The organism is Streptomyces hazeniae (assembly GCF_031845485.1).
Taxonomy (GTDB): Bacteria; Actinomycetota; Actinomycetes; order Streptomycetales; family Streptomycetaceae; genus Streptomyces; species Streptomyces hazeniae.
The window spans coordinates 15,263-39,152 of record NZ_JAVREQ010000013.1 but is presented as its reverse complement, the minus strand read 5'-3'; the positions used below and the strand labels follow the sequence as shown (position 1 = coordinate 39,152).

The following is a 23,890-nucleotide window of genomic DNA, read 5'->3' as shown; positions in this document are numbered from 1 at the left end:
CGGTCCGGCCGCGCGGCCGGACCGTTCCGCCGGGCGCGGACCGGCCCGCCGGGGGGAGGGCCGGTCCGGGCACGGTCACCCCCGGGCCGCGGCCGCCGTGCGGGCCAGACGCACCGCGGAGGTGCCCAGCCCGGTGGGCGCGAGGGGGAGGGCGGACGCGCCGGGCGGGTGGGCCGCGTGGCGGAGCAGGTCCTCCTCGCGGTAGCGGCGGCAGTCCTCGTGCCACACGAGGATGCCGGACAGCCAGTGCTCCAGGTCGGTCACGTACCCGTCCAGCACCCGCCGCGCGTCGTCGGACAACCCGAAGTCGTCGTACAGCACGGGCAGTTCGTGCGCCACGACGTGCTGGAACTGCCGCATGCGGGAGTTCATCAGATCGCCGGTGACCGCCACCGCCTGCGCCCGTCCGCAGTCGAAGAAGTCCTGCACCACGAGCACCAGGTTGTGCACCTCGCCCTCGAACTCGATCTCCTTCTGGTAGGAGAACACGTCGTTGACGAGCATCGCGAAGTCCGCGGCGGAGTTCTCCAGTGAACGCATCGGCCCGCTGCGGTAGACCTCCGGCGGGATGCCCGGCCCGTGCCCGAGCCGGCACAGGCTCATCGTCAGGTCGGAGCCGAACGTCATCCGCCGCATCTCGAGGTAGTCCACCGGGTCGGGGATGCGGTGGTGGAACTGGTTGTCCAGCTCCCACAGCCAGCTCTGCAGCATCACCTCGACCGCCCGCCGGAACGTGCGCCGCGCCGCGGTGTCCATCGTCGCCGTGGTACGCAACCACAGGTCGGCCAGCCCGCGTTCCAGGGCGTTCGTGGGCGGCGGCATCAGGTCGTTCTCCACCGGCATGAAGGCCGGCAGGCGGTCGGTGGTCGCCTTCGCCCCCGCCAGGTCGCGGGTCCGGCCGAAGACGGCGGGATAGTAGTCGTCGCCGTACGTGCCCCAGGCGAGCCAGCCGGACGAAAGGTCGAGGCCGTCCTCGTCCGCGTCCGGGTGGATGCCTGCCGCGCACAACGGCAGGTCGATGTCGCGGAGCAGCGCCTCGTCCCACACGTGCGAGTGCGGGACGCCCGGCTGCGGCTGGAGGATGCCCGTCCGGTGCGCCCAGCCGACCAGGCGCTCCCGGGCGCCGTCCAGGTGCGGGCTGAGCCGGGCGGTGAACGGCATGTCCAGCGCGGGGATCTCGGACGGCCCGACCCGCTGGAACAGCACGTGGCTGCGCGAGCGCGCCCGTGCCTCCTCGGCCCGGCGGGTGGTGGACGGCAGCGCGGCGGCGGACATGCCGAGCCCGCCGGGACCGCCGGGACCGCCGGGACCGCCGAGCCCGCCGAGCCCGGCCGTCCCGGCGACGCCGAGCAGCGACAGCGGCCCGCCCGTAGCCGCCGTGGACGGGGCCGCGGCGCCGCCGCCGTTCATGTAGCGGCTGGACCGCAGGTGCCATTCGTGGCCGCCCGACTGCCAGTCCTGGAGCCCCTTCACGTACGCCAGCACGGCCGCGCTCTGGTCCGGCCGGACGTGCTTCTCGGCGAGCAGCGGGCCGAGTTCGGTGAGCGCGGTCGACTCGAACTGCTGGAGCCGGGAGGTGAGCAGGTCGTTGACCGACTCGGCGGCCTCCTGGGTGGAGCAGCCGAGGAAGGTCTCCAGGACGAGCACGCCGTTGCTCAGCTCGCCCTCGTCGCGCGTCTCGCGCTCGTAGGAGAACAGGTCGTTGCGCAGGTGCACCGCGTCGGAGAAGGCGTCCCGCAGCACGCACAGGGGCCGGGTGGCGGCCAGCTCCGCCGGGACCTCGGCCCGTGCCGCGAACTCCACCAGCCCGGCCGACCAGGGCGCGCCGCCCACCTTGCGGCGCATCTCGATGTACTCGACCGGGTTGGGGACGCGGCCGGCGTTGATGTTGGACAGCTCCCACAGCGACTCGCGCAGCAGGTTCTCGGTGCTCAGCGCGAAGCGCTCTCGCCAGTCGGCGGACATCGCGGGGACCGTGCGCGCCCACAGGTCGGCCAGCCCCGCCTCGACGGGGTTGCGCGGCTCGGGCGTCCCGGCCGCCGGGTCGGCGGGGTCCGTGGGCATGAACAGCGCGAGGCGGTCCAGGTGCGCGCGGCCCGCCTCGCGGTCCTGTGGCCGCTTGTAGAGCTCCAGGAAGTGGTCGTCGAAGAAGAACACCCACACGTACCAGTCGGTGACCAGCGCCAGGTCGTCGGCGGTGGCGTCGGGATGGGTGTAGGCGCAGAGGAGGGCGTAGTCGTGGGCGAGGAGGTCGGCCTCCTCCCAGACGCCCGAGCCCTCCAGCATCCCCCTCTCGCGGGCCCAGCGGGTGGAGTGCGCTCTCGCCGTGTCGACGTGCGGGTTCAGTCGGGCGGGGTGGGGGAGGTAGAAGTCGGGCAGGTCGAAGGGCTGATCCACGGGACCCGTTCACTCCTCGGCGACGTGCGGAAAGCGGCCCGCGAAGGTGCGGCCTGCCGAGAGCTACCCGCACGGCCGGCGCGCATCCGGCGGGGGCGGCCGCCGTACGAGCGGGTTTGGGACAACCGTTCGACATCCGCCCCTGAGCCACCGCGTCGCTCCCAAGCCCCGGCCGGCACACGCCCCGACTCGCACCCCTCCGGCGCGACAGAGATCATGGGGCCATGGACCACCACACCGTGCATCTCGCTCAGGACCCCGACGCCGATGCGCTGCTCTCCCGCAGTCCGCTGGCCGCCCTCGTCGGGCTGCTGCTGGACCAGCAGGTGCCGATGGAGTGGGCCTTCAAGGGACCGTGGACCATCGCGCGGCGCCTGGGCGACGACGACCTGGACGCCCACCGCATCGCCGCCCACGACCCGGACGCGTTCGCCGCGCTGCTCTCCGAGAAGCCGGCCGTGCACCGCTACCCCGGCTCGATGGCCAAGCGGGTGCAGCAGCTCTGCGCCTACCTGGTCGAGCACTACGACGGCGACGCCGAGTCCGTGTGGTCCGGCGCGGGCAGCGGTGCCGAACTGTTCACGCGCCTCAAGGCGCTGCCGGGCTACGGCGAGCAGAAGGCGCGGATCTGCGTCGCGCTGCTGGGCAAGCGGTACGGCGTCACCCCGGAGGGCTGGCGCGAGGCGGCCGGCGCGTACGGCGAGGAGCACTCCTACCGCTCCGTCGCCGACGTCACCGGCCCCGAGTCCCTCGACCGTGTTCGCGCCACCAAGCAGGAGGCCAAAGCCGCCGCCAAGGCGGCCAAGGCCGCCCGGGCGAAGGACTCCTGACCCGGGCGCTCAGCCCTTGACCGCCGCGTCGCCGGTCTCCTCCGGCCGACCGGTCGCGTTCGCCACGCTACGCAGGGCTTCTCCGTCACCGGGTTCTCCGCTCCCCGGCCTGGACGGGGGCCGCCGCGCACGGCCGGACGCCCGTCGACCGGACCTCCTCCGTGTCGGAGCCGATGGCAAGTGGTGGCCGACGCTGCGTCACCCCCGTGCAGTAGCAGCGGTCGCGGCGCGGGCCGGTGTGCTCTCGACTGGAGGGAGCGGCCGTCTGCGGCAGGCGTACGGCGGCCCGCACGCGCAGCCAAGGAGGCCCCTCCGCCATGACCGCAGCCGGCGGGCTCGCGCTGATCATCATCGGCGCGATCCTGAAGTACGCCATCACCTGGAACCCGGAGGGCATCGACCTGCAGATCCTCGGGACGATCCTCATCTGGGGCGGTGCCGCCGGTCTGCTCATCGGCCTGTTCCTCACCTGGACGAAACGAAGGCACGACGGGGACCGCAACCCGCCGTACAACCCGCCGCCGGACGACCGGTACTACGACGACCCGAACCGCTGGTGAGGTCCCGGCCCGGGCGGGGAGGGAGCCGGGCAAGGCGAACGTTCCGGCGTCCCACCGGTGTTGGGCGCGGGCCGGGGGAAGCGGATGTGTGCCGCAGGCGTTCCCGGCGGGCCGCCGCCCGTGGCTACGGTCTCCCTCGCCGCGACCGCATCGCGGGCATGCGGCCCCTCACGTCGAACAGTCCGGTTCGCCGCCCACGAAAGGACCCTGGCTGTGCACGTATCCCGATCCCTCAGACGCCGCGGCGTCGCGGCACTCGCCGCCGCGGCGCTCGCCGCACCCCTGATGCTGGTCTCCTCCACCGGTGCCGGCGCCTCGCCCGCCCCGGCGAAGAAGGGGGAACAGCTCGCGCGGACGCTCGTGAAGCGGGCCGAGGCCAACGACGCCAAGTGGCACCTGCGCGCCTTCCAGGCCCTCGCGGACATCAGCAACGGCAACCGCGCCGCCGGTTCGCAGGGTCACGACCTGTCCGCCTGGTACGTGGGGACGCTGCTGCGCGGCGCCGGCTACGACGTGACGTACCAGGAGTTCGAGTTCACCTACGTGGAGACGCTCGCCGAGAAGCTGCACGTGGTGTCGCCGGACGCCCGCGAGGTGCCCGTCCGGCTCATGACGTACACCGAGAGCACGCCGGAGGGCGGCCTGGAAGCCCCGGTGGCGGCGGTGCCGGAGGACGACAGCACCGGCTGCGAGGCCGCGGACTTCGCCGACGGCGACTACACCGGGAAGATCGCTCTGATCCAGCGCGGCGCCTGCACGTTCGCGCAGAAGCAGCAGAACGCCGCGGACGCCGGCGCGTCCGGCGCCCTCATCCACAACAACACCGAAGGCGAGCTGAACGGCACGCTCGGCGGCCCGGACGCGGCCCGCGTCCCGACCGGCGGCGTCAGCCGGGCGGACGGCCGGGCGCTGGCGGCAGCCGCCGCGGAGGGCGAGGTCGTGGTGAACCTGGAGGTGCGCGAACTCCAGGAGGAGCGCACCACCTCCAACGTGCTCGCCGAGACCCGCGGCGGCGACGCGGCGCACACGGTGATGCTCGGCGCCCACCTGGACGGCGTGTCCGAGGGCCCCGGCATCAACGACAACGGCTCCGGCACGGCCGGCCTGCTGGAGGCGGCGCTGGAACTGGCCCGCGCCGACCGGCACGGCAAGCATGAGAACAAGGTGCGGTTCGCGTTCTGGTCGGCGGAGGAGCTGGGCCTGATCGGCTCCGAGCACTACGTCGCCGAACTGTCCGAGGCACAGCGCGAGGAGATTGCGCTCTACCTCAACTTCGACATGATCGCGTCCCCGAACTACGGCCTGTTCGTCTACGACGGCGACGACTCGGACGGCGTCGGCGCGGGCCCGGGCCCGGCGGGTTCCGCCGAGATCGAGGCGGGCATCAACGGCTTCATGGACCGGGCCGGGTACGCGCCGCGCGGTACCGACTTCACCGGCCGCAGCGACTACGGCCCCTTCATCGAGGTCGACATCCCCTCCGGCGGCACCTTCACCGGAGCGGAGGGCGTCAAGTCCCCGGAGCAGGCCGAACTGTGGGGCGGCGAGGCGGGCGTCGCGTACGACCCGTGCTACCACGCGGCGTGCGACGACCTGGACAACATCAGCATGGCGGCCTTCGACGCCAACGTGAACGTCATCGCGCACGCGGTCGGCACCTACGCCTGGGACACCAGCGCCGTGGACGCCGCCGTGGCGAAGGGCGCGACGGAGGCGGAGGCGAAGTCGAAGTCGCTGACGTCCCCTTCGCCGGAGAACGGCGCCGAGGGCGAGCACGCCCACGGTGGCGCCCACGCCGGCTGCGGTCAGGTCACCGAGTAACGGACCGGGGAGACCGGACGGGCCACCGGCCCGGGACGGCGCGCGGCGCGGGCGCACAGTCCGCGCCGCGCGCACGTTCACGCCTACCGCACGCCCCCGCGCGCGCGATCTCCTCGCACCTTGCCCACGCACCGAGGCTGCGTACGACGGCGGTCGCCCGGTAGGCTTTCCGTGTGATCTTCAAGCGAATCGGAAACGGGCGGCCGTACCCGGACCACGGCCGGGAAAGCACCCGCCAGTGGGCGGACGTCGCCCCACGTCCGGTGCGCCTGGACCAGCTCGTCACGACCAAGGGCCAGCTCGACCTGGAGACTCTGCTCGCCGAGGACTCCACCTTCTACGGCGACCTGTTCGCCCACGTCGTGAAGTGGCAGGGCGACCTGTACCTCGAGGACGGCCTGCACCGCGCCGTGCGCGCCGCGCTCCAGCAGCGGCAGATCCTCCACGCGCGCGTCCTCGAACTCGACTGAGCCCCCGCCCGCGTGACGGCTCTGTGAGCGCTCCACCGCAGCCTCACGGCGCGCGGCACCGCACGGCGCCACCCGTCCGGGTCAACAGCGACGACGGCCGTACGAGCGGTTGTACTGCGCCGTACGGCCGATTCGTTACGGCACACCGTTGATCATCCAATAGGCAATGCACCCGGCGCGCACTACCCTGCGCTCATGAGCATGCTCACTCCCCCCGGCATGGGCGGCCAGTACCGCATCAAGGGTGATCGCTACCCGCGCATGCGGCGCCCGCGCAACCGCCGCAAGATCGTGCTCGCCGGCGTGGCGACGGCGATGACCCTCGGCCTGGTCGGCTGGGGCTCGCTGCAGATCGTCGGCGTGTTCGCGGGCAACGGCGACTCCGCCCAGGCCGCCGGCCGCACCGGGGACCAGTGCCGCGCCCAGGACGGCACGTCATCCGCCGACGGGCGCAACGCCGAGCAGGCGTCCGCCTCCGCGCGGCCCGGCGCGCAGCGGAACGGGAAAGCCGGCGAGGCGAAGGCCCCGACGGCCGTGCCGAAGCCGGGCAAGGTCACCGTGAACGTGCTCAACGCGACCTCGCGCAGCGGCCTCGCCGCCAAGACGGCGAAGGAGCTGAAGAAGCGCGGCTTCGCCGTCGGGGAGATCGCCAACGCCCCCGCGCACCTCGACCACAAGGTCGACGCCCCCGGCCTGCTGATCGGCGCCGCGGGCACCGAGACCCTCGCCCGGATGAAGGTGCTCGGCACGCAGCTGGAGGACGCGAAGACCCGCCACGACGCCCGTGAGGGCGACGACGTCGACCTGGTGATCGGCAACGACTTCAAGGGGCTGGCGAAGGAGAAGGACGCCGACCGCGCGCTGACCGCGCTGGCGCAGCCCTCCCCGAAGCCGTCGCCGAGCTGCTGACACCCGCCGCGAAGGCGGCCGACGGCCCGGGTGCGGCCACCGGGGCGCCACGGGCACCGGTCCGGGCACCCCGCGCGGGTCTCAGCCCGCGGTGCCGTACATGCGGTCGCCGGCGTCGCCGAGCCCCGGCACGATGTAGCCGTGCTCGTTCAGCCGCCGGTCGATCGCCGCGGTGACGACCCTGACCGGCGCCCCCGCCAGCTCCCGCTCCATCAGGTCGATGCCCTCCGGCGCGGCCAGCAGGCAGAGTGCCGTGACGTCGTCGGCACCGCGGTGGATCAGCTCCTGGATCGCGGCCACCAGCGTCCCACCGGTCGCCAGCATCGGATCCAGCACGTACACCTGCCGGCCGGACAGGTCGTCCGGCATCCGGGTGGCGTACGTCGACGGCTGGAGGGTGTCCTCGTCGCGGATCATGCCCAGGAAGCCGACCTCCGCCGTCGGCAGCAGCCGCACCATGCCCTCCAGCATGCCCAGCCCGGCACGCAGGATCGGCACCACGAGCGGGCGCGGGTGCGACAGCCGTACCCCGCTCGTCGACGTGACCGGCGTGGTGATGTCCACCTCCTCCGTGCGCACGTCCCGCGTCGCCTCGTACGCGAGGAGCGTGACCAGCTCGTCGGCGAGGCGGCGGAAGGTGGGGGAATCGGTGCGCTCGTCGCGCAGGGTGGTCAGCTTGTGTGCCACCAGCGGGTGGTCGACGACGTGGGTCTGCATGACCTCGACAGTAACGGAGGCATCTGCACGCCCAGCAGTGGCGTACGCCCGGCACCGGGGGAGACAGTGGTCGTGTACGCCGGAGGTGTGCATATGCCCGACAAAGGGAGAGCCCGCGAGCGGGGACCGGCCGCCGAGACGGCCGGCGAGGGCGCGAGCCCCGAGATCGACCACGAGCGGCTGCGGCGGCGCGCCCGCTTCCTGCGCGAGCTGAACGAGGCCAAGGAGCTCCGGGAGCGCGTCCAGCCGCGGCGCGCCCGGGTGGCACGTATGCGGCACCAGATGCGAATGCGGACCTTTCGCTGGTGAGATCGGCGGGTCGGGACGCCCTCCCCCGGAAACCCGACACGACGCCACGTCGAAGAGGCTTCGCGAAGCCGCTGTTTCTGCCACGATTCGACTGGGACCGCACGGTCGCGATCGCACGGTCCTCGTCACCAACTCGGGCACACGGAAAACCAGTGGGAGAGTCAGGTGTATTTCGCCGCACTGCTCGCTCGCACCGACGACGGATGGCAAGCGAGCGACACAGAACTCGACGACGTGGAGACGCTCACCGATCTCGCCGACCTGGCCCGGGAGGCCGTGGGCGACGAGGAGACGGTGCTCGTCTGCATCGAACAGGACGGCGCCTGGTTCGGCGTCGTCCGGGTGGACGGGGAGGACGACCCGCGCGTCTTCGTCTCCGACGCCGCGGCCGCCATGCGCAGCGCCTACGGCGAGATCCTGCTCTCCGACGAGCTGCTCGGCCGTGAACCGGAGGACCTCGCCGCCCTCGAGCAGCTCGTGGACCTCGACGGGACGGAGGACGGCGAGCCGGAGTCCGCGACGGCGGACGGCCCGGCCGACGACTCCGGGTCCGAGCAGGTGCCGGCCGGACCGCTGGGTGACGCGGAACTGCTCACCGACCTCGGCATGGACCCGGCGGCGGTGCTGTCCCTCACCGCGGAGGACGCGCTGACGGAGATCGCCGACGCCCTCGGCTGCACGGACATGCTCGAAGCCGTGCGCTGAGCCCCGCCGCGGGCGGCCGACGTCCGGGGCGCGCCGGTGGCGCTTCGCCCGGCCCGGTGTGCGGCTCCGGTGCGACGCCCGTGCGACGGAGCGCGGGCCGCCCCGGCCCCTCCCCTCGGGCCGGGCTTCGGCGCGTGGCGGTCCCGGCCACCGTCCCGGCGGAGCCGGCATCGTCGTGCCCGCCCTCCCGTGCGCGGGGCCCCGATGAGCGGTACCGGCACTGCGCACCCGCGGCCGGCGGGCGGCGCGGGCTCCGGGGGACGGCTGCGGAGTCGCCGCGCGCCGGGGCATCCGGCGGGTGCGGTAGAACGGGCTCATGAACGACCCCGTGCGGGACCCGTGGGCGGAGCCGATGCGCCAGGCGCTCACCGAGGCGCGCCTCGCCCTGGAGACCGCCGACGTCCCCGTCGGCGCCGTCGTCCTCGGCCCGGACGGCGCGCCGCTCGCCCGCGCCCGCAACGCGCGCGAGGCCACCGGAGATCCGACGGCCCACGCCGAGGTCCTCGCGCTCCGCGCCGCGGCCCGCGCCCGCGGCGAGTGGCGCCTGCCCGGCTGCACCCTCGTCGTCACCCTGGAGCCGTGCACGATGTGCGCGGGCGCCGCGGTGCTCTCCCGCGTGGAGCGGGTGGTGTTCGGCGCTCTCGATCCCAAGGCGGGTGCGGCGGGCTCGCTGTGGGACGTGGTGCGCGACCGCCGTCTCAACCACCGCCCCGAGGTGGTGCACGGCGTCCTGGCCGATGCCTGCGGCGCGCTCCTCACGGACTTCTTCCGCGGGGCCCGGGAGACGCCGCACCCCGGCTCACGCCCCCGCCCGGATACCGATTTCGGCTGACGGCGACGGTGGGATAGGCTTCCTCTCGGTAGCGTGTCCGAGCGGCCGAAGGAGCTCGCCTCGAAAGCGAGTGAGGGGGCAACTCCTCCGTGGGTTCAAATCCCACCGCTACCGCTCCGCAGTACGGCGAAGGGCCGGACCCGACGGGTCCGGCCCTTCGCCGTGTCCGCTCCACTCCCGGCCCCTCCCCCGCGTCGCTCCGCGCGCTTCCGTCCCGGGACTGGGCCGCGGGCGGTCCCGGGTGGTTAGACTCGCGCGATCGAACGGCAGATCGCACACGAGATCGACACGGGGCCGGCAGGGCCGGGAGGCGCAAGCGGTGGACATCAAGAAGGTCGTGGTTTACGTCGTCGTCGTCTTCGTCCTGTGGACGATCATCACGTCGCCCGCACGGGCCACGGAGTTCGTCGGGGTCGGCTTCGAGGGCATATCCACCGCCGCCAAGAGTGTCGGCGAGTTCATGACCGAACTGGTCGACTGACGGCGACGGCGGGCCGCCGGCCCCGGCCCGGGACCGCCCGCGCGCGGTTCCGTCCGGACCCGTGTTCGTCGTGCATCTGGCCCAACTGCCCAGCAACACGGAGCTTTCGGGTGCTTGCACGCCATGCGCCTGTCTTGTGATGCTATGACCGCTTTTGCCGGAACCGTGGACGGACCCGCACCCGCGAAGAGTGCGTGAAGGGTGGTTGCCGAGTGGACCGGTCACCGACGCTCCCCCAGGCGTCGCCCGGGCATCCCGTGGCGGCGGACGCCGCCGGAACCGGCGCGGCGGACGCCGGCGGCGCGCCGAGCGGCCCGGCGGGTACCGGCGGGACGGCCGCCGGGACCACCGGCCGGGCCGGTGCCGCACCCCGCAGCCGGAGCGCGGCGGCCCGTGCGCTGACGCAGGCGCTCTTCGACGAACTGTCCGGCCTGGAGGCCGGGAGCGCCGCGCACAACCGGGTGCGGGACGCGCTGATCGAGGCCAACCTGCCGCTGGTCCGCTACGTCGCCGCCCGCTTCCGCAGCCGCAACGAGCCGATGGAGGACGTCGTCCAGGTCGGCACCATCGGGCTCATCAACGCCATCGACCGCTTCGACCCGGAGCGGGGCGTCCAGTTCCCCACGTTCGCGATGCCGACGATCGTCGGGGAGATCCGCCGGTACTTCCGGGACAACGTGCGGACCGTGCACGTGCCGCGCCGACTGCACGAGATGTGGGTGCAGGTCAGCGCGGCGACCGAGGATCTGACGGTGCTGCACGGCCGCTCGCCGACCACCGCGGAGATCGCGGAGCGGCTGCGGCTGAGCGAGGAGGACGTGCTCGCCTGCATCGAGGCCGGACGCTCCTACCGGGCGACGTCGCTGGAGGCCGCGCAGGAGCGCGAGGACGGGCCGCCCGGTCTGCTGGACCGGCTCGGCTACGAGGACCCGGAGCTGGACGGCGTGGAACACCGCGACCTGGTACGGCACCTGCTGGTGCAGCTGCCCGAACGCGAGCAGCGCATCCTGCTGCTGCGCTACTACCGCAACCTGACGCAGTCCCAGATCAGCGCCGAGCTCGGCGTCTCGCAGATGCACGTGTCACGGCTGCTGTCCCGGAGCTTCGCCCGCCTGAGGGCCGCAAACCGGATCGACGCGTAACTCTTTCGAAGGACCCGCTGAGCGGACGGCAGGTCTCTGATCGGCAAACTTTGTCGACTTGGCGCTACGTCGTGTTGCTGACTTGTGACATTCTGCGAGTAGCGCGTTTGATGCGGCCGCACCCGAAGGTATGGAAGAGGAGGTGCCTCTCACCCGAAGGGCGCCGCCGCGACCCGTCCGCGACCTCAAGGGGGTGGCATGTCCGTAGAACTGGGCAGCTCGAAGGTGCTCACCGAGACCACGACCGACGACGACGCACTGCACGGCCTTCCCGCGGTGCCCGAGGAGACGGCACCCCCCGCCGACAGCGCGGCGATCGACACCCGCACCCTCTCCCGCTCCCTGTTCCTGCGGCTCGCCGCGCTGGACGCGGACAGCCCGGAGCGCGGATACGTCCGCGACACCCTGATCGAGCTCAACCTCCCGCTCGTGCGGTACGCCGCGGCCCGCTTCCGCAGCCGCAACGAGCCGATGGAGGACATCGTCCAGGTCGGCACCATCGGGCTCATCAAGGCGATCGACCGCTTCGACTGCGAACGCGGCGTCGAGTTCCCGACGTTCGCGATGCCCACCGTCGTCGGGGAGATCAAGCGCTTCTTCCGCGACACCTCGTGGTCGGTGCGGGTGCCGCGCCGCCTCCAGGAGCTGCGGCTGGCACTGACCAAGGCCGGCGACGAGCTGTCGCAGATCCTGGACCGTTCGCCGACCGTCTCCGAACTCGCCGCGTGCCTCGGGGTGTCCGAGGAGGACGTGGTGGACGGCCTGGCGGTGGGCAACGCCTACACGGCCTCGTCGCTGGACACGCCCTCGGTCGAGGAGGACGGCGGCGAGGGTTCGCTCGCCGACCGCCTGGGCTACGAGGACACCGCGCTGGAGGGCGTGGAGTACCGCGAATCGCTCAAGCCGCTGCTGGCCCGGCTGCCCGCCCGCGAGCGGCGCATCATCATGCTGCGCTTCTTCGCGAACATGACGCAGTCGCAGATCGGCGAGGAGGTCGGCATCTCCCAGATGCACGTCTCCCGGCTGCTGACCCGGACGCTGGCGCAGCTGCGCGAGGGCCTGATCTCGGAGGAGTGAGCGGTCCGGCGCGCGGGCGGCCGGCCCGCGCGCCGACGGACCGCGTCCGCCGGGCGGCGGCCGCGGGACGGCGTGACGGGGCCGGCCGCGCCGGCGCGACGGAACGTCAGGAGAGCGCCAGCCAGGCGACCCCGGCCAGCACGGCGACGACCACGACGATGCCGAGGATCATGCCGAGACGCGGGCCGGAACCGCCGGTCGCGGCGGCACGCTGCTGCGGCGCGCCCTCGTCGACGAAGGCGCGGAACATCTGGGTGCTGCCCGCGGGGTCGGGCTGTCCGCCCGGATTCGGGCCCTGGGGTGCGTGAGGGTTATGAGCCATGGGTCAGGACCCTAGCGAACCGCGCCCGGCCGAAACAGCCCCGGTCCCCGCCGGAGAACGCCGTCGCGCGCCCCCGGAACCCGTCGGGAGGGGTCATCCGCACGCAGATCAACTTGCGTGCAACAACCAATCGGTCTTATGGTTGCCCTAAGCAACGAAAGACGGGTGGAGGAGGTCACCAAGGTGTCCGGGGAACCGGAGGACGCGGAGCCGGACCTCCGCCACTACCGCGAGCTGGCCCGCCAGCTGCGCTCCGTCGGCGTCGTCAACCGCGAGCTCGCCCGGCGCCTGCCGCACGACTGCCCGCCGGCGTCCGCGGGCCTGCTGACCCTGCTCCGCCGGCACGGCGAGATGCGCATGAGCCGGCTCACCGAACTGCTCGGCATCGACCTCTCGGTCACCAGCCGCCACGTCGCGCACGCCGCCGACCGCGGCTGGATCGAACGCCTCCCCGACCCGCACGACGGCAGATCCCGGCTGCTGCGCCTCACCCACAGCGGCGAGAGCCGTCTCGACGAGCTGAGCGAGCTGGCCACCGAGACCATGCGCGAGTTCCTCGGCGACTGGAGCGCCGAGGATGTCGCCACCCTGAGCTCGCTCCTGGAACGCCTCGGCCGGACCTTCGGCGACTGCCGCGCCCGGGGCGGCCACAGCCCCCCGCCCGGCACGGACGCCGCACCCGACCCCGCCACCAGCCGCACGTAAGAGAGAAGCGACCCCTCGCATGGCAACCAGCACGCGCCCCCACGCGCACCGCGCCGGCGGACCCCGGACGGACGGGTCCGCGGCCGCGCCGCCCATGACGCACCGCCAGATCATGGAGGCCCTGTCCGGGCTGCTGCTCGGCATGTTCGTCGCGATCCTGTCGTCGACGATCGTCTCCACCGCACTGCCGCAGATCATCGCCGACCTGGACGGCAGCCAGAGCTCCTACACCTGGGTGGTCACCGCCACCCTGCTCACGATGACCGCCACCACCCCGCTGTGGGGCAAACTCGCCGACCTCACCAGCAAGAAGGTGCTGGTCCAGACGTCGCTGGTCGTCTTCGTGCTGGCGTCCTGCGGCGCCGGCCTGTCACAGAACACCGGCACGCTGATCGCCTTCCGCGCGGTGCAGGGCATAGGCATGGGCGGCCTGACCGCCCTGGCGCAGATCATCCTGGCCGCCATGATCTCGCCGCGCGAACGCGGGCGGTACAACGGCTACCTGGGCGCCACCTTCGCCGTCGCGACCGTCGGCGGCCCGCTGCTCGGCGGCGTCATCACCGACACCGCCTGGCTCGGCTGGCGCTGGTGCTTCTACGCCGGCGTCCCGTTCGCCGTGATCGCGCTGCTGGTCCTCCAGAAGACCCTGCACCTGCCCGTGGTCAAGCGCCAGGGCGTCCGGATCGACTGGCTGGGCTCCGGCGTCTTCGCGGCCTCCGTCTCGCTGCTGCTGGTGTGGGTGACCCTGGCCGGCGACTCGTACGCCTGGCTGTCGTGGCAGACCTACGCCATGGTGGGCGGCTCGGTGGCGCTCGCGCTGCTCTTCCTCCTCGTCGAGTCGCGGGCGAAGGAGCCGATCGTCCCGCTGCGGCTGTTCCGCAACCGCACCATCACGCTCGCCTCGCTCGCGTCGCTGTTCGTCGGCGTCGCGATGTTCGGTGCGACGGTCTTCCTGGCCCAGTACTTCCAGCTGGCCCGCGGCGAGTCGCCGACCATGGCCGGGCTGATGACCACACCGATGATCGGCGGGCTGTTCGTCTCCTCGACCGTCTCCGGGCAGATCATCACCCGGACCGGGCGCTGGAAGGCGTGGCTCGTCGCGGGCGGCGTGCTGCTCACCGGCGGCCTCGCCCTGCTGGGCGGCGTGCGCTACGACACCGCGTACTGGCAGGTCGCGGTGTTCATGGGCCTGCTCGGCCTCGGCGTCGGCATGATGATGCAGAACCTCGTCCTGTGCACCCAGAACCAGGTGGACACGCGGGACCTCGGCGCCGCCAGCTCCGTCGTGACCTTCTTCCGCTCGCTGGGCGGCGCGGTCGGCGTCTCCGTGCTGGGCGCCGTGCTCGCCGAGCGCATCGCGGACTACGTGCGCGAAGGCATGGCGGAGCTGGGCGCCCCGGCCGGCGGCTCCGGCGGGGCAGCCGGCGGCATCCCCGACCTGAGCGAACTCCCCGCCCCCGTACGGGCGGTGGTGGAGAGCGCCTACGGACACGGCATCGCCGACATCTACCTGTACGCGGCGCCGATCGCGCTGGTCGCGCTGCTCCTGGTGGTGTTCATCGCGGAGGTGCCGCTGCGCACCAGGTCCGCGATGGAGGAGGACGCCGCGCAGGAAGAGCCGTCCCTGACGAAGACACCCGCCGCCCCGGTGACCGGCGACGCGGTGACCGGCGACGCGGTGACCGCCGCCCCGGTGACCGCCGCCCCGGTGACGCTCGACGCCGCGAGCGCCCCGGCCACGCCCGCGCCGCGGCTCGCGGGCACGGTGCGGGCCGCGGACGGCACCGGCCTCCCCGCCTCCCGGGTCACCCTGATCTCCCTGGACGGACGGCAGCTCGGCCGCTGCGTCACGCACGCCGACGGCTCGTACGCGCTGGACGCCCCCGGCGTCGGCAGCTATGTGGTGATCGCCGCCGCCGACGGCCACCAGCCGCAGGCGTCCACCGTCGCCCTCGGCGAGGGCCGGGTCCGTCACGACCCGGTGCTGGCGGGCACCACGGGCCTCACCGCCCAGGTGCGCAGCGCCACGGACGGCCGCCCGGTGCCGGAGGCGAGGGTCGTGGTGACCGACGTGCGCGGCGATGTGCTCGCCACCGGCAAGACCGGTGAGCAGGGCGACTTCACCTTCGACGAGCTGCCGGCCGGCACCTTCACCGTCGCCGTGAACGCGCCCGGGCACCGGCCGGCCGCCCGGCCGGTCGACGTCGACGCGCTCGGCGCCCGCTGTGTCGAGATCGCGCTGGCCCCGGGCGCACGCCTCCAGGGCAGCGTCCGGGCGGGCGCGGACCGCCGTCCGCTGGCCGACGCGCGGGTCACGCTCGTCGACGAGGCGGGCGGCGTCGTCGCCACATCGACGACGGGGGAGGATGGTGCCTACGCGTTCACCGACCTGGCCGAGGGCGAGTACACCGTCGTCGCCAGCGGCTACCCGCCGGCGGCGAGCGCGCTGAAGGTGGACGGCCGCGGCGTCGACGGCTACGACGTCGAGCTGTTCCATCCCGAGTCCTGAACGGCGCGCGACGAGGCGCGGAAGGAAGGAACACGAGCTGATGGCAGGCGTACGTGCGGACATCCGGACCCGTGACGGCTGGGCGGTGCGGCACGCGGTGCTGACCGTCACGGACGCGGCGGGCGAGCAGGTGCTGCGCGCGCCCGTCGACGACGACGGCTCCGTCCGTACCGACGAGCCGCTGCCCGCGGGCTCGTACACGGTCCTCGTCACCGCCGTCGGCTACGCCCCCGCCGCCGTCACCGCCCTGGTGACCGCGTCGGGGCGGGCCGACGTCGGCACCCTGGAGCTGGCCCGGCAGGACGGCACCCGGCTGCCCGCGCCGGGCCCGTGGACCATCGACCCGGCGCACTCCCGGGTCGCCGCCACCGCCCAGCACCTGGGGATCTCCAGCGTGCACGGGCGGTTCACCGCGTTCGGCGGCCGTATCGACATCGCCGAGGACCCGGAGAAGTCCCGCGTGGAGGCGGTGATACGCGCGGACAGCATCGACACCGGCAACGCGCTGCGCGACCGGCACATCCGCTCCGCCGACTTCCTCAACGTCGCCGAGCACCCGGACATCACCTACCGCACCACCGGAGTCGAGGCGGCCGGCGCCGACCGGTGGACCGTGCGCGGGCAGCTGGCCATGCACGGCCTGGTGCGGAACGTGGACCTCGACCTGACCTGCCTGGGCACCGGCCCGGACTCCGCAGGCGCGCAGCGGGCGGCGTTCCGCGCCACGACCGAACTGCGCCGGCACGACTTCGCGATGACCTACAACCAGGTCGTCGCGGCGGGCATCGCGGCCATCGGCACCACGCTGAAGGTCGAGCTGGACATCCAGGCCGTGCAGGGCGAGTCGCTGCCGTCGACGCCGGAGTAGCAGCGCCCGGACCGGCACACCCCACGTGACTCGGGCGGAACCCGCCCTTCCGGGGGCGGGTTCCGGACGGGTTCCGTACCCGTTCCGCGGCGGTCGACGGCCCTCCGCCGCGAACAGCGGGCGGCGCACGGGTGACGGACGGGTGCGGCGCCGCTGGTGGGCCTCCCCCGCTCGCGCGGAAGGTGACCGGCGTCACCGTCACCACGTGCAGCTGATTCAACACTCAACGTTACTGAAAACGGATGGTCGGACGTGCATCCGGCGCCGCTTCCCGACAGACTCTCGACCGCTGTCCGTCACACCAAGCGGAAGGTCTGTCACCATGCGTCACCTCGTGAAGTCCGCAGCGGCGATCCCGTTGCTGGCCGCAGGCGCTCTCGTCGGTCTCCTCAGTGGCACGGCGACCGCCGCGCCCACGGCGCCCGACTCGCTCTACGCCCCCTCGGCCCTCGTCCTCACCGTGGGAGACGGCGAGAGCGCCGCCACCGCGGTGCCGCTGCGCGCCGTCACCCTCACCTGCGGCCCGCAGGCCGCGGGCTCCCACCCGGCCGCGGCCGCCGCCTGCGGTGAACTCGCCTCGGCCGGCGGGAACTTCGCCTCGATCGGCACCGGCGGCTCCGACCGCTTCTGCCCGCTGGTCCACGACCCGGTCGTCGTCACCGCGACCGGCGTGTACGACGGTCGCCGAGTCGACTTCGAACGCACCTACGGCAACGCCTGCGAGATGGGAGCCTCCGGCACGGCGGTCTTCGCCTTCTAGGCAGGCTCTCCGCCCAGACGTCCCGCGAGCGCCTCCCCGCGGCGGGACGGGCCACCCGGCCCACCGGGCGGACGTGGGGTCCCCCCGTGCCCCATGTCCGCCCGGCTTCTCCTTCCCGGCTCCTTCCCGGCTCTTTCCCGGCCCCTTCCCGGCTCCTTCCGGACCCGCGTCACCCCGCCCTCCGGGCGGGCGGCCGCTCAGCCGCGGGGGTAGGTCTGGGCGTCCATGACGTCGAGGTTGAGGAAGCGGGGCTCGCCCGTGCAGAGTTCGCGCATGCGGGCCGCGACCTCCTGCGTCTCCGGCAGGTCGTTGTTCCGCATCGCCGCCTCGTAGGAGGGGAACTCCACGATGTCGACGTAGTGGTCGGTGCGTTCGCGGTCGTGGGTGTGGAACTCGTGCGTGAGGGTGCGCTTCCCCTCGGTCGCCCGGAGGAACTCGTCGTAGAGCAGCTCCATCTCCGCGGGCCGCTTCGTGTCGTACTCGATGACCTGGATGAACGTCATCGCCATCACTCTCTCGAAGACCGGTTCCGATGATGCTCGCCCCCTCCTTCCATCCTGCGCCCGCGCGCGGCGACCGGCACGGCGGGACGGGCAGGGACGCCGGACCGAGCGGGACGCCGACGGCCTCCGTCGCCTCCGCAGGTGCGGAGGCGACGGAGGCCGTCGGTGTGCGGGGCCGCTCAGTCCCGGCGGGAGCGCTTGGGCCGCCAGACGACCAGCGCGCTCGACTGGTGCACCTCGCTGTACGGCACGAGGTCCCGGCGGTAGGAGGCGTGCACCTGCTGCTCGCGCTGACGCATCGCCACCGCCGCTCCCTCCACGGCCTGCTGGAGTTCGGCGACCCGCGACTGGAGCGCGGTGACCTGGTTCTCCAGCTCGATGATGCGCTTGATGCCGGCGAGGTTGATGCCCTCGTCCTGGCTGAGCTGCTGCACCTGGCGCAGCAGCTCGATGTCCCGGGCCGAGTAGCGCCGGCCGCGGCCGGCCGTACGGTCCGGGGAGACCAGGCCGAGACGGTCGTACTGGCGGAGCGTCTGCGGGTGGAGCCCGGAGAGCTGCGCCGCCACCGAGATGACGTAGACCGGGGAGTCGTCGGTCAGCTCGTACGGCTGCCGCCCCCCGAAACGCTGGCTGTTGCCGCCTCGGCCGGGCATCTCAGTCTCCCTTCGCTGCCTTGAACAGCGCCGCTCTCGGGTCCTCGTCCGCGGTGGCGTCGCGGTAGGCCTCGAGAGTGTCCCGCGCCTTGTCGCCCAAGTCACCCGGCACCGCCACGTCGACGGTGACCAGCAGGTCGCCGCGGGTGCCGTCCTTCCGGGTGGCGCCCTTGCCGCGGGCCCGCATGGTGCGGCCGCTCGGGGTGCCCGGCGGCAGCTTGAGCGTGACCGGCGGGCCGCCGAGGGTCGGCACCTTGATCTCGCCGCCGAGCGCGGCCTCCGGGAAGGTGACCGGCACGGTGACCGTGAGGTTGTCGCCCCTGCGCCCGAAGACGGGGTGCTTGTCGACGTGGACCACGACGTACAGGTCGCCGTTGGGGCCGCCGCGCTCGCCGGGGGCGCCCTTGCCGCGCAGCCGGATGCGCTGCCCGTCGGTGACGCCCGCGGGGATGCGGACCTGCATGGTGCGCGAGGAGGTCGCCCGCCCGCTGCCCTTGCAGACCTCGCACGGGTCCTGCGCGATCAGGCCGCGGCCCTTGCAGTCCACGCACGGGTCGGTGAGCGAGAAGCCACCGCCGCCGCCCCGGCTGACCTGGCCGGTGCCGACACAGGTCGGGCACACCCTCGGCGTGCCGTTCTTGTCGCCGGTCCCGGAACAGGCCTTGCAGGCGGCGGAGGAGGACATCCGCAGCGGCACCGTCGCGCCGTCCACGGCCTCGGTGAAGCTGAGCGTCACCTCGGACTCGACGTCCTGCCCGCGCCGCGGCTGCGTACGGCCGCCCGTACCGCCGCGGTTGAACAGGCCGCCGAACACGTCGCCCAGACCGCCGCCGAAGCCGCCGCCCTGGGGTCCGCCGGCCGGGCCGCCCTGGGTGCCGCCGAAGAGGTCGCCCAGGTCGAAGTTGAACGAACCGCCGCCCGCCCCGGGCCCGGGGCGGAATCCGCCGCCGCTCCCGAAGAGGGCGCGCGCCTCGTCGTACTCCTTGCGCCGCTTGGCGTCACCGAGGACGTCGTACGCCTCCGAGGCGTCCTTGAAGCGCTCCTCGGCGGACGCGTCGCCCCGGTTGGCGTCCGGGTGGTTCTCCCGGGCGAGCTTCCGGTAGGCCTTCTTGATCTCGGCCTCGGTGGCGTCCTTCGGGACGCCGAGGACCTTGTAGTAGTCCTTCTCGATGAAGTCCTTGGTGCTCATCCCCGACGTCCCTCCTCTCCTGCGTCTCCGTACCCGACGTCAGCCCTCGTCCGGGCCACCGTCGTCCTCGTCGTCAGCCGCCTGCTCGTCCGGCTCCCCCTGCGCGCCCGGCTGCGGTTCGGCGACACCCACCCGCGCGGGACGGATGGTGCGCTCGCCGATGCGATACCCGGGCTGGAGGATCTGCACGCACGTCGTCTCGGTGACTTCCGGCGAGTACGAGTGCATCAGCGCCTCGTGCACGGTCGGGTCGAAGGGCTCGCCCTCCTTGCCGAACTGCATCAGGCCCATCTTGGCCGCGACCATCTCCAGCGACTCGGCGACCGACTTGAAGCCGCCCACCAGCTCGCCGTGGTCCCGGGCGCGGCCGATGTCGTCGAGCACCGGCAGCAGTTCCGTCAGGAGGTTCGCCACGGCGATCTCCTTGACGGAGACGCGGTCCCGCTCGACCCGGCGGCGGTAGTTCTGGAACTCCGCCTGGAGCCGCTGAAGATCCTGCGTCCGTTCGTTCAGCGCGGTGCGGGTCTGGTCGAGCTGCGCGGTCAGCGCCGCGCCCCCGGCCGCCGCACCCTGCCCGTCGGTCGCGTCCCCGGCCGGGCCGGCCGGGGCCGCCTCCTCCTCGGAGGCGGACCCGGCGGCCGCTGCCGCGTCGTCGGACGCGGCGTCGGTTTCGGCGTCGGCGGGGACGTCGGGCTCCTGCGCGAAGCCCGGGGTCTCCTCCGTCACGCGGCACCGTCCTTCGGCTTGTCGTCGTCCACGATCTCGGCGTCGACGACGTCGTCGTCACCGTCGGCCTTGGCCTCACCGGCGCCGGCTCCCGCGCCGGCCTCGGCGCCGTCGCCGCCCTGGGCGGCCTGCGCGTCGGCGTACAGCGCCTGGCCCAGCTTCTGGCTGGTGGCCGCGACCTTCTCGGAGGACTCGCGGATGGCGGCGGTGTCCTCGCCCTTCAGCTTCTCCTTGAGGTCGGTGAGTGCTTCCTCGACCTCGGTCTTGACGTCCCCGGGGACCTTCTCGTCGTTGTCCTTGAGGAACTTCTCGGTCGTGTAGACGAGCTGCTCGGCCTGGTTGCGGGTCTCCGCGGCCTCGCGGCGCTTGGAGTCCTCGTCGGCGTACTGCTCGGCGTCGCGCATCATGCGCTCGATGTCGTCCTTCGGCAGCGCGGAGCCGCCGGTGACGGTCATCTTCTGCTCCTTGCCGGTGCCGAGGTCCTTCGCCGCGACGTGCATGATGCCGTTCGCGTCGATGTCGAAGGTGACCTCGATCTGCGGCACACCGCGCGGGGCCGGGGGCAGGCCGGTCAGCTCGAACATGCCGAGCTTCTTGTTGTACGCCGCGATCTCGCGCTCGCCCTGGTAGACCTGGATCTGCACGGACGGCTGGTTGTCCTCGGCCGTGGTGAAGATCTCCGAACGCTTGGTCGGGATCGTGGTGTTGCGCTCGATCAGCTTGGTCATGATGCCGCCCTTGGTCTCGATGCCGAGGGACAGCGGGGTGACGTCGAGCAGCAGGACGTCCTTGACCTCGCCCTTGAGCACACCGGCCTGGAGGCTGGCGCCGATGGCGACGACCTCGTCCGGGTTGACGCCCTTGTTGGCCTCCTTGCCGCCGGTCAGCTCCTTGACCATGTCGGCGACGGCGGGCATGCGGGTCGAGCCGCCGACCAGGACCACGTGGTCGATCTCGGACAGCTGGATGCCGGCGTCCTTGATCACGTTGTGGAACGGCGTCTTGCAGCGGTCCAGCAGGTCCTGGGTGAGCTGCTGGAACTGGGCGCGGGTGAGCTTCTCGTCCAGGTGCAGCGGGCCCTCGGCGGAGGCGGTGATGTAGGGCAGGTTGATCGTGGTCTCCGAGGAGGAGGACAGCTCGATCTTCGCCTTCTCCGCGGCCTCGCGCAGACGCTGGAGCGCCATCTTGTCCTTGGCCAGGTCGACTCCGTGGCCGGAGTGGAACTGCTTGACCAGGTGGTCGACGACGCGCTGGTCCCAGTCGTCACCACCGAGGTGGTTGTCGCCGTTGGTCGCCTTGACCTCGACCACGCCGTCGCCGATCTCCAGCAGCGAGACGTCGAACGTACCGCCACCGAGGTCGAAGACCAGGATGGTCTGGTCCTCCTTCTCCATGCCGTAGGCGAGCGCGGCGGCGGTCGGCTCGTTGACGATGCGCAGGACGTTGAGGCCCGCGATCTCACCGGCCTCCTTGGTGGCCTGCCGCTCGTGGTCGTTGAAGTAGGCGGGGACGGTGATGACGGCGTCGGTCACCTTGTCGCCCAGGTAGGACTCGGCGTCCCGCTTCAGCTTCTGGAGCACGAACGCGCTCATCTGCTGCGGGTTGAAGTCCTTGCCGTCCAGGTTGATCTTCCAGTCGGTGCCCATGTGGCGCTTGACCGAGCGGACCGTACGGTCCACGTTGGTGACGGCCTGGCGCTTGGCCACCTCACCGACGAGCACCTCGCCGTTCTTGGCGAAGGCGACGACGGACGGCGTGGTCCTGGCGCCCTCGGCATTGGTGATGACGGTGGGCTCACCGCCCTCGAGAACACTGACGACGGAGTTCGTCGTACCCAGGTCGATGCCGACCGCTCGTGCCATTTCGGGTTCCTCCAGCTGATGCCTTGAGTGGATATGGCTCAAGAGTGCATGAGGCCCACGGATCTGTCAAAGGACCTGAGTCGTGCACGCTCAACTCTTATGCTGCACTTATGTGCACACCGGCATCACCGCAGTTCAGAGCACCCCCAGGTCCTCCCGATGCTGGGAGCCCCCGCACTTCGGCCGGGCCCGCGGCATCCCGTCAGCCCGGAGCGGCCTGCGAGTGCGGCAGGCGGTCCGACGCCTCGCACCACTCCACCGCGACCACGGCGGCGTCGTCCCGCAGCTCCCGGCCCGTGTGCCGGTCCACGGCGGCCAGCAGCCGGTCCGGCAGCACCTCGATCGGCGTTCTCAGCAAGGTCTCCGCCACCGGCAGCAACGGGAAGAACCGCCCGCCGGCGTCCCGCGCCTCGTCGATGCCGTCGGTGTACAGCAGCAGCCGCTCCCCCGGCTCCCATTCCCGGACGGACGCGGGGAAGTCGCCGGCGAACAGGTGCGCGAGCCCGAGCGGCGGCAGCGCGTCCTCGGGGCCGACGAAGCGTGCGGCGCGCCCGTTCATCAGCAGCGGCGGCGGGTGCCCGAGGTTCACCATGCACAGCTTCGGCCCGTCGATCTCCAGCAGCACGGCGGTCACGAACAGCTCACTGCCGTCCTGGGTGCCGGTGTAGGAGTCGCCCGGCTCCTTCTCCAGCCGCGCGACGGCCTCCGAGCAGCGCAGCGCCACCCGCGACACGTTCGGCTCGTGATGCGCCGCCTCGCGGAACGCGCCGAGCACGGCGGAGGCCGTACGAATGGCGGGCAGACCCTTGCCGCGGACATCGCCGATGATGAGCCGGATCCGGTCGCCCTCGACCACCGCCTCGTAGAGATCGCCGCCGATCCGGGCCTCGGACTCGGCGGCGACGTAGCGCGCCTCGAAGCGCAGCCCGCCTGCCTGACGCGGCATCGGCGGCAGCAGCGCGAGCTGGGCGGCCTCGGCCACCCGCTGCACCTGGGTGAGCTGGGCCTCCTGACGCTCTCTGGCGCTGGCAGCCATCAGGGAAGCGACGCTCACCACGAACACGGCGCCCACGACCGTGCCGTGGTAGAAGGGGCCGTCGTCGGCGTCGATGAGAGTGGCAGCCAGTCCGACGAACAGCGCGACGACGGACACGGCGAGAACCCGGCGCGGCGACCCGCGGATCGCCGCGAGGGCCGGAACGGGAGAGAGCAGCGAGCCGGCGCGCAGATTCGGCGCGTCGCCGATGTCGTCGCCGACCTCCATCAGGGCGACGACGACCAGCAGAATCCAGGGGAGCACGGCCCACATGAACCCGCGCCCCACCACATCCCGTGACCTGCTGCTCACTCGGCCCGCCATCCGGTTCGCCCCCAGAATCACTTTTATGCCGAAACGGTATCGCAGGAGGTCGGGCGACGCAGATCACCGCAGCATCGGGTGCAGCACTCCCGTGATACTGGGTAGGCTCGTACGAACCAGATAAGTTACTGCTTAGTAAATGAGCCGTCGCCGTGCCGGCGCAGGCTCGCCCGCAGGTCCGAG

Annotated in this window: 24 protein-coding genes and 1 tRNA gene; 16 read left to right on the top strand and 9 right to left on the bottom strand. The window is 72.6% G+C overall.

What is annotated here, in order from left to right; all coding sequences use genetic code 11:
* Positions 1–75: 75 nt before the first annotated feature.
* A complete protein-coding gene (locus RM572_RS15590; protein WP_311673956.1) occupies positions 76–2,397 on the bottom strand; it encodes a terpene synthase family protein in 2,322 nt (773 codons plus the stop codon).
* 224 nt (positions 2,398–2,621) lie between these two features.
* On the opposite strand from RM572_RS15590, the gene RM572_RS15585 reads away from it, so the two are divergent.
* From RM572_RS15585 to RM572_RS15565, 5 genes are all read left to right on the top strand, one after another.
* On the top strand, positions 2,622–3,227 hold the full coding sequence (locus RM572_RS15585) for an HhH-GPD-type base excision DNA repair protein (protein WP_311673955.1): 606 nt from the start codon (positions 2,622–2,624) through the stop codon (positions 3,225–3,227).
* A 317-nt stretch (positions 3,228–3,544) separates the two neighbouring features.
* Complete coding sequence (locus RM572_RS15580) at positions 3,545–3,787, top strand: hypothetical protein (protein ID WP_037791435.1); 243 nt, start codon at positions 3,545–3,547, stop codon at positions 3,785–3,787.
* Between the two features lie 285 nt (positions 3,788–4,072).
* Entirely contained in the window at positions 4,073–5,608 is a 1,536-nt protein-coding gene (locus RM572_RS15575) for a M20/M25/M40 family metallo-hydrolase (RefSeq protein WP_311674055.1), read from the top strand.
* Between the two features lie 173 nt (positions 5,609–5,781).
* Complete coding sequence (locus RM572_RS15570) at positions 5,782–6,078, top strand: type II toxin-antitoxin system VapB family antitoxin (RefSeq protein ID WP_027765334.1); 297 nt, start codon at positions 5,782–5,784, stop codon at positions 6,076–6,078.
* Between the two features lie 195 nt (positions 6,079–6,273).
* A complete protein-coding gene (locus RM572_RS15565) occupies positions 6,274–6,987 on the top strand; it encodes a LytR C-terminal domain-containing protein (protein ID WP_311673954.1) in 714 nt (237 codons plus the stop codon).
* Between the two features lie 81 nt (positions 6,988–7,068).
* Here RM572_RS15565 and upp read toward each other — a convergent pair whose 3' ends face one another.
* The gene (upp, locus tag RM572_RS15560) at positions 7,069–7,704 is read right to left on the bottom strand and encodes a uracil phosphoribosyltransferase (RefSeq protein WP_027765336.1); all 636 of its coding nucleotides are present in this window, start codon (positions 7,702–7,704) and stop codon (positions 7,069–7,071) included.
* 93 nt (positions 7,705–7,797) lie between these two features.
* Between upp and RM572_RS15555 the strand changes: the two genes are divergently transcribed.
* The 7 genes from RM572_RS15555 (at position 7,798) to RM572_RS15525 (ending at position 12,250) form a co-directional block, all read left to right on the top strand.
* Positions 7,798–8,013, top strand: a complete 216-nt coding sequence (locus RM572_RS15555; protein ID WP_311673953.1) for a hypothetical protein — start codon at positions 7,798–7,800, stop codon at positions 8,011–8,013.
* A 165-nt stretch (positions 8,014–8,178) separates the two neighbouring features.
* Positions 8,179–8,718: a tRNA adenosine deaminase-associated protein gene (locus tag RM572_RS15550; protein WP_311673952.1), complete on the top strand. Its 540-nt coding sequence runs from the start codon at positions 8,179–8,181 to the stop codon at positions 8,716–8,718.
* Positions 8,719–9,034: 316 nt separating this feature from the next.
* Positions 9,035–9,550, top strand: coding sequence for a tRNA adenosine(34) deaminase TadA (gene tadA, locus RM572_RS15545; RefSeq protein WP_311673951.1), 516 nt, complete (start codon positions 9,035–9,037; stop codon positions 9,548–9,550).
* Between the two features lie 27 nt (positions 9,551–9,577).
* Positions 9,578–9,664: transfer RNA gene (locus RM572_RS15540), tRNA-Ser, on the top strand.
* 205 nt (positions 9,665–9,869) lie between these two features.
* Positions 9,870–10,031 (top strand): hypothetical protein, encoded by a 162-nt coding sequence (locus RM572_RS15535; RefSeq protein ID WP_199779654.1) that lies wholly within the window; start codon positions 9,870–9,872, stop codon positions 10,029–10,031.
* A gap of 212 nt (positions 10,032–10,243) precedes the next feature.
* Positions 10,244–11,173 (top strand): RNA polymerase sigma factor SigF, encoded by a 930-nt coding sequence (locus RM572_RS15530; protein WP_311673950.1) that lies wholly within the window; start codon positions 10,244–10,246, stop codon positions 11,171–11,173.
* 198 nt (positions 11,174–11,371) lie between these two features.
* Positions 11,372–12,250: an RNA polymerase sigma factor SigF gene (locus RM572_RS15525; protein ID WP_311673949.1), complete on the top strand. Its 879-nt coding sequence runs from the start codon at positions 11,372–11,374 to the stop codon at positions 12,248–12,250.
* A gap of 106 nt (positions 12,251–12,356) precedes the next feature.
* Here the strand turns inward: RM572_RS15525 and RM572_RS15520 are convergent, their stop codons facing one another.
* Positions 12,357–12,572 (bottom strand): hypothetical protein, encoded by a 216-nt coding sequence (locus RM572_RS15520; RefSeq protein WP_027765340.1) that lies wholly within the window; start codon positions 12,570–12,572, stop codon positions 12,357–12,359.
* 183 nt (positions 12,573–12,755) lie between these two features.
* Between RM572_RS15520 and RM572_RS15515 the strand changes: the two genes are divergently transcribed.
* The 4 genes from RM572_RS15515 to RM572_RS15500 all read left to right on the top strand — a co-directional run bounded on the left by RM572_RS15515 (position 12,756) and on the right by RM572_RS15500 (position 17,414).
* Complete coding sequence (locus tag RM572_RS15515) at positions 12,756–13,277, top strand: MarR family winged helix-turn-helix transcriptional regulator (RefSeq protein ID WP_311673947.1); 522 nt, start codon at positions 12,756–12,758, stop codon at positions 13,275–13,277.
* A 19-nt stretch (positions 13,278–13,296) separates the two neighbouring features.
* Positions 13,297–15,786, top strand: coding sequence for an MFS transporter (locus RM572_RS15510; protein WP_311673946.1), 2,490 nt, complete (start codon positions 13,297–13,299; stop codon positions 15,784–15,786).
* 40 nt (positions 15,787–15,826) lie between these two features.
* Positions 15,827–16,654 carry a YceI family protein gene (locus tag RM572_RS15505; RefSeq protein WP_311673945.1) on the top strand — a complete coding sequence of 276 codons (828 nt, stop codon included), beginning with the start codon at positions 15,827–15,829 and terminating at the stop codon, positions 16,652–16,654.
* 322 nt (positions 16,655–16,976) lie between these two features.
* Positions 16,977–17,414: an SSI family serine proteinase inhibitor gene (locus tag RM572_RS15500; RefSeq protein ID WP_311673943.1), complete on the top strand. Its 438-nt coding sequence runs from the start codon at positions 16,977–16,979 to the stop codon at positions 17,412–17,414.
* Positions 17,415–17,611: 197 nt separating this feature from the next.
* Here the strand turns inward: RM572_RS15500 and RM572_RS15495 are convergent, their stop codons facing one another.
* From RM572_RS15495 to RM572_RS15470, 6 genes are all read right to left on the bottom strand, one after another.
* The gene (locus RM572_RS15495) at positions 17,612–17,917 is read right to left on the bottom strand and encodes a hypothetical protein (RefSeq protein WP_027765344.1); all 306 of its coding nucleotides are present in this window, start codon (positions 17,915–17,917) and stop codon (positions 17,612–17,614) included.
* 179 nt (positions 17,918–18,096) lie between these two features.
* A complete protein-coding gene (locus tag RM572_RS15490; RefSeq protein ID WP_027765345.1) occupies positions 18,097–18,570 on the bottom strand; it encodes a heat shock protein transcriptional repressor HspR in 474 nt (157 codons plus the stop codon).
* 1 nt (position 18,571) lies between these two features.
* Positions 18,572–19,759, bottom strand: a complete 1,188-nt coding sequence (dnaJ, locus tag RM572_RS15485; protein ID WP_311673942.1) for a molecular chaperone DnaJ — start codon at positions 19,757–19,759, stop codon at positions 18,572–18,574.
* A 39-nt stretch (positions 19,760–19,798) separates the two neighbouring features.
* Positions 19,799–20,485 carry a nucleotide exchange factor GrpE gene (gene grpE / locus RM572_RS15480; protein ID WP_311673941.1) on the bottom strand — a complete coding sequence of 229 codons (687 nt, stop codon included), beginning with the start codon at positions 20,483–20,485 and terminating at the stop codon, positions 19,799–19,801.
* The gene (gene dnaK, locus RM572_RS15475) at positions 20,482–22,347 is read right to left on the bottom strand and encodes a molecular chaperone DnaK (RefSeq protein WP_027765348.1); all 1,866 of its coding nucleotides are present in this window, start codon (positions 22,345–22,347) and stop codon (positions 20,482–20,484) included. The genes grpE and dnaK overlap by 4 nt, the downstream gene beginning before the upstream one ends.
* Positions 22,348–22,549: 202 nt before the next feature.
* Positions 22,550–23,647 (bottom strand): PP2C family protein-serine/threonine phosphatase, encoded by a 1,098-nt coding sequence (locus tag RM572_RS15470; protein WP_311673940.1) that lies wholly within the window; start codon positions 23,645–23,647, stop codon positions 22,550–22,552.
* Between the last annotated feature and the right edge of the window lie 243 nt (positions 23,648–23,890).

What these genes read in the sequence shown, in the direction of transcription:
- RM572_RS15555 (WP_311673953.1), top strand. Translation starts at nt 7,798, where the DNA reads ATGCCCGACAAAGGGAGAGCCCGCGAGCGGGGACCGGCCGCCGAGACG.
- RM572_RS15510 (WP_311673946.1), top strand. Translation starts at nt 13,297, where the DNA reads ATGGCAACCAGCACGCGCCCCCACGCGCACCGCGCCGGCGGACCCCGG.
- RM572_RS15565 (WP_311673954.1), top strand. Translation starts at nt 6,274, where the DNA reads ATGAGCATGCTCACTCCCCCCGGCATGGGCGGCCAGTACCGCATCAAG.
- dnaJ (WP_311673942.1), bottom strand. Translation starts at nt 19,759, where the DNA reads ATGAGCACCAAGGACTTCATCGAGAAGGACTACTACAAGGTCCTCGGC.
- RM572_RS15575 (WP_311674055.1), top strand. Translation starts at nt 4,073, where the DNA reads ATGCTGGTCTCCTCCACCGGTGCCGGCGCCTCGCCCGCCCCGGCGAAG.
- RM572_RS15495 (WP_027765344.1), bottom strand. Translation starts at nt 17,917, where the DNA reads ATGACGTTCATCCAGGTCATCGAGTACGACACGAAGCGGCCCGCGGAG.
- upp (WP_027765336.1), bottom strand. Translation starts at nt 7,704, where the DNA reads ATGCAGACCCACGTCGTCGACCACCCGCTGGTGGCACACAAGCTGACC.
- RM572_RS15520 (WP_027765340.1), bottom strand. Translation starts at nt 12,572, where the DNA reads ATGGCTCATAACCCTCACGCACCCCAGGGCCCGAATCCGGGCGGACAG.
- RM572_RS15585 (WP_311673955.1), top strand. Translation starts at nt 2,622, where the DNA reads ATGGACCACCACACCGTGCATCTCGCTCAGGACCCCGACGCCGATGCG.
- RM572_RS15490 (WP_027765345.1), bottom strand. Translation starts at nt 18,570, where the DNA reads ATGCCCGGCCGAGGCGGCAACAGCCAGCGTTTCGGGGGGCGGCAGCCG.
- dnaK (WP_027765348.1), bottom strand. Translation starts at nt 22,347, where the DNA reads ATGGCACGAGCGGTCGGCATCGACCTGGGTACGACGAACTCCGTCGTC.
- RM572_RS15580 (WP_037791435.1), top strand. Translation starts at nt 3,545, where the DNA reads ATGACCGCAGCCGGCGGGCTCGCGCTGATCATCATCGGCGCGATCCTG.
- RM572_RS15500 (WP_311673943.1), top strand. Translation starts at nt 16,977, where the DNA reads ATGCGTCACCTCGTGAAGTCCGCAGCGGCGATCCCGTTGCTGGCCGCA.
- RM572_RS15525 (WP_311673949.1), top strand. Translation starts at nt 11,372, where the DNA reads ATGTCCGTAGAACTGGGCAGCTCGAAGGTGCTCACCGAGACCACGACC.
- tadA (WP_311673951.1), top strand. Translation starts at nt 9,035, where the DNA reads ATGAACGACCCCGTGCGGGACCCGTGGGCGGAGCCGATGCGCCAGGCG.
- RM572_RS15505 (WP_311673945.1), top strand. Translation starts at nt 15,827, where the DNA reads ATGGCAGGCGTACGTGCGGACATCCGGACCCGTGACGGCTGGGCGGTG.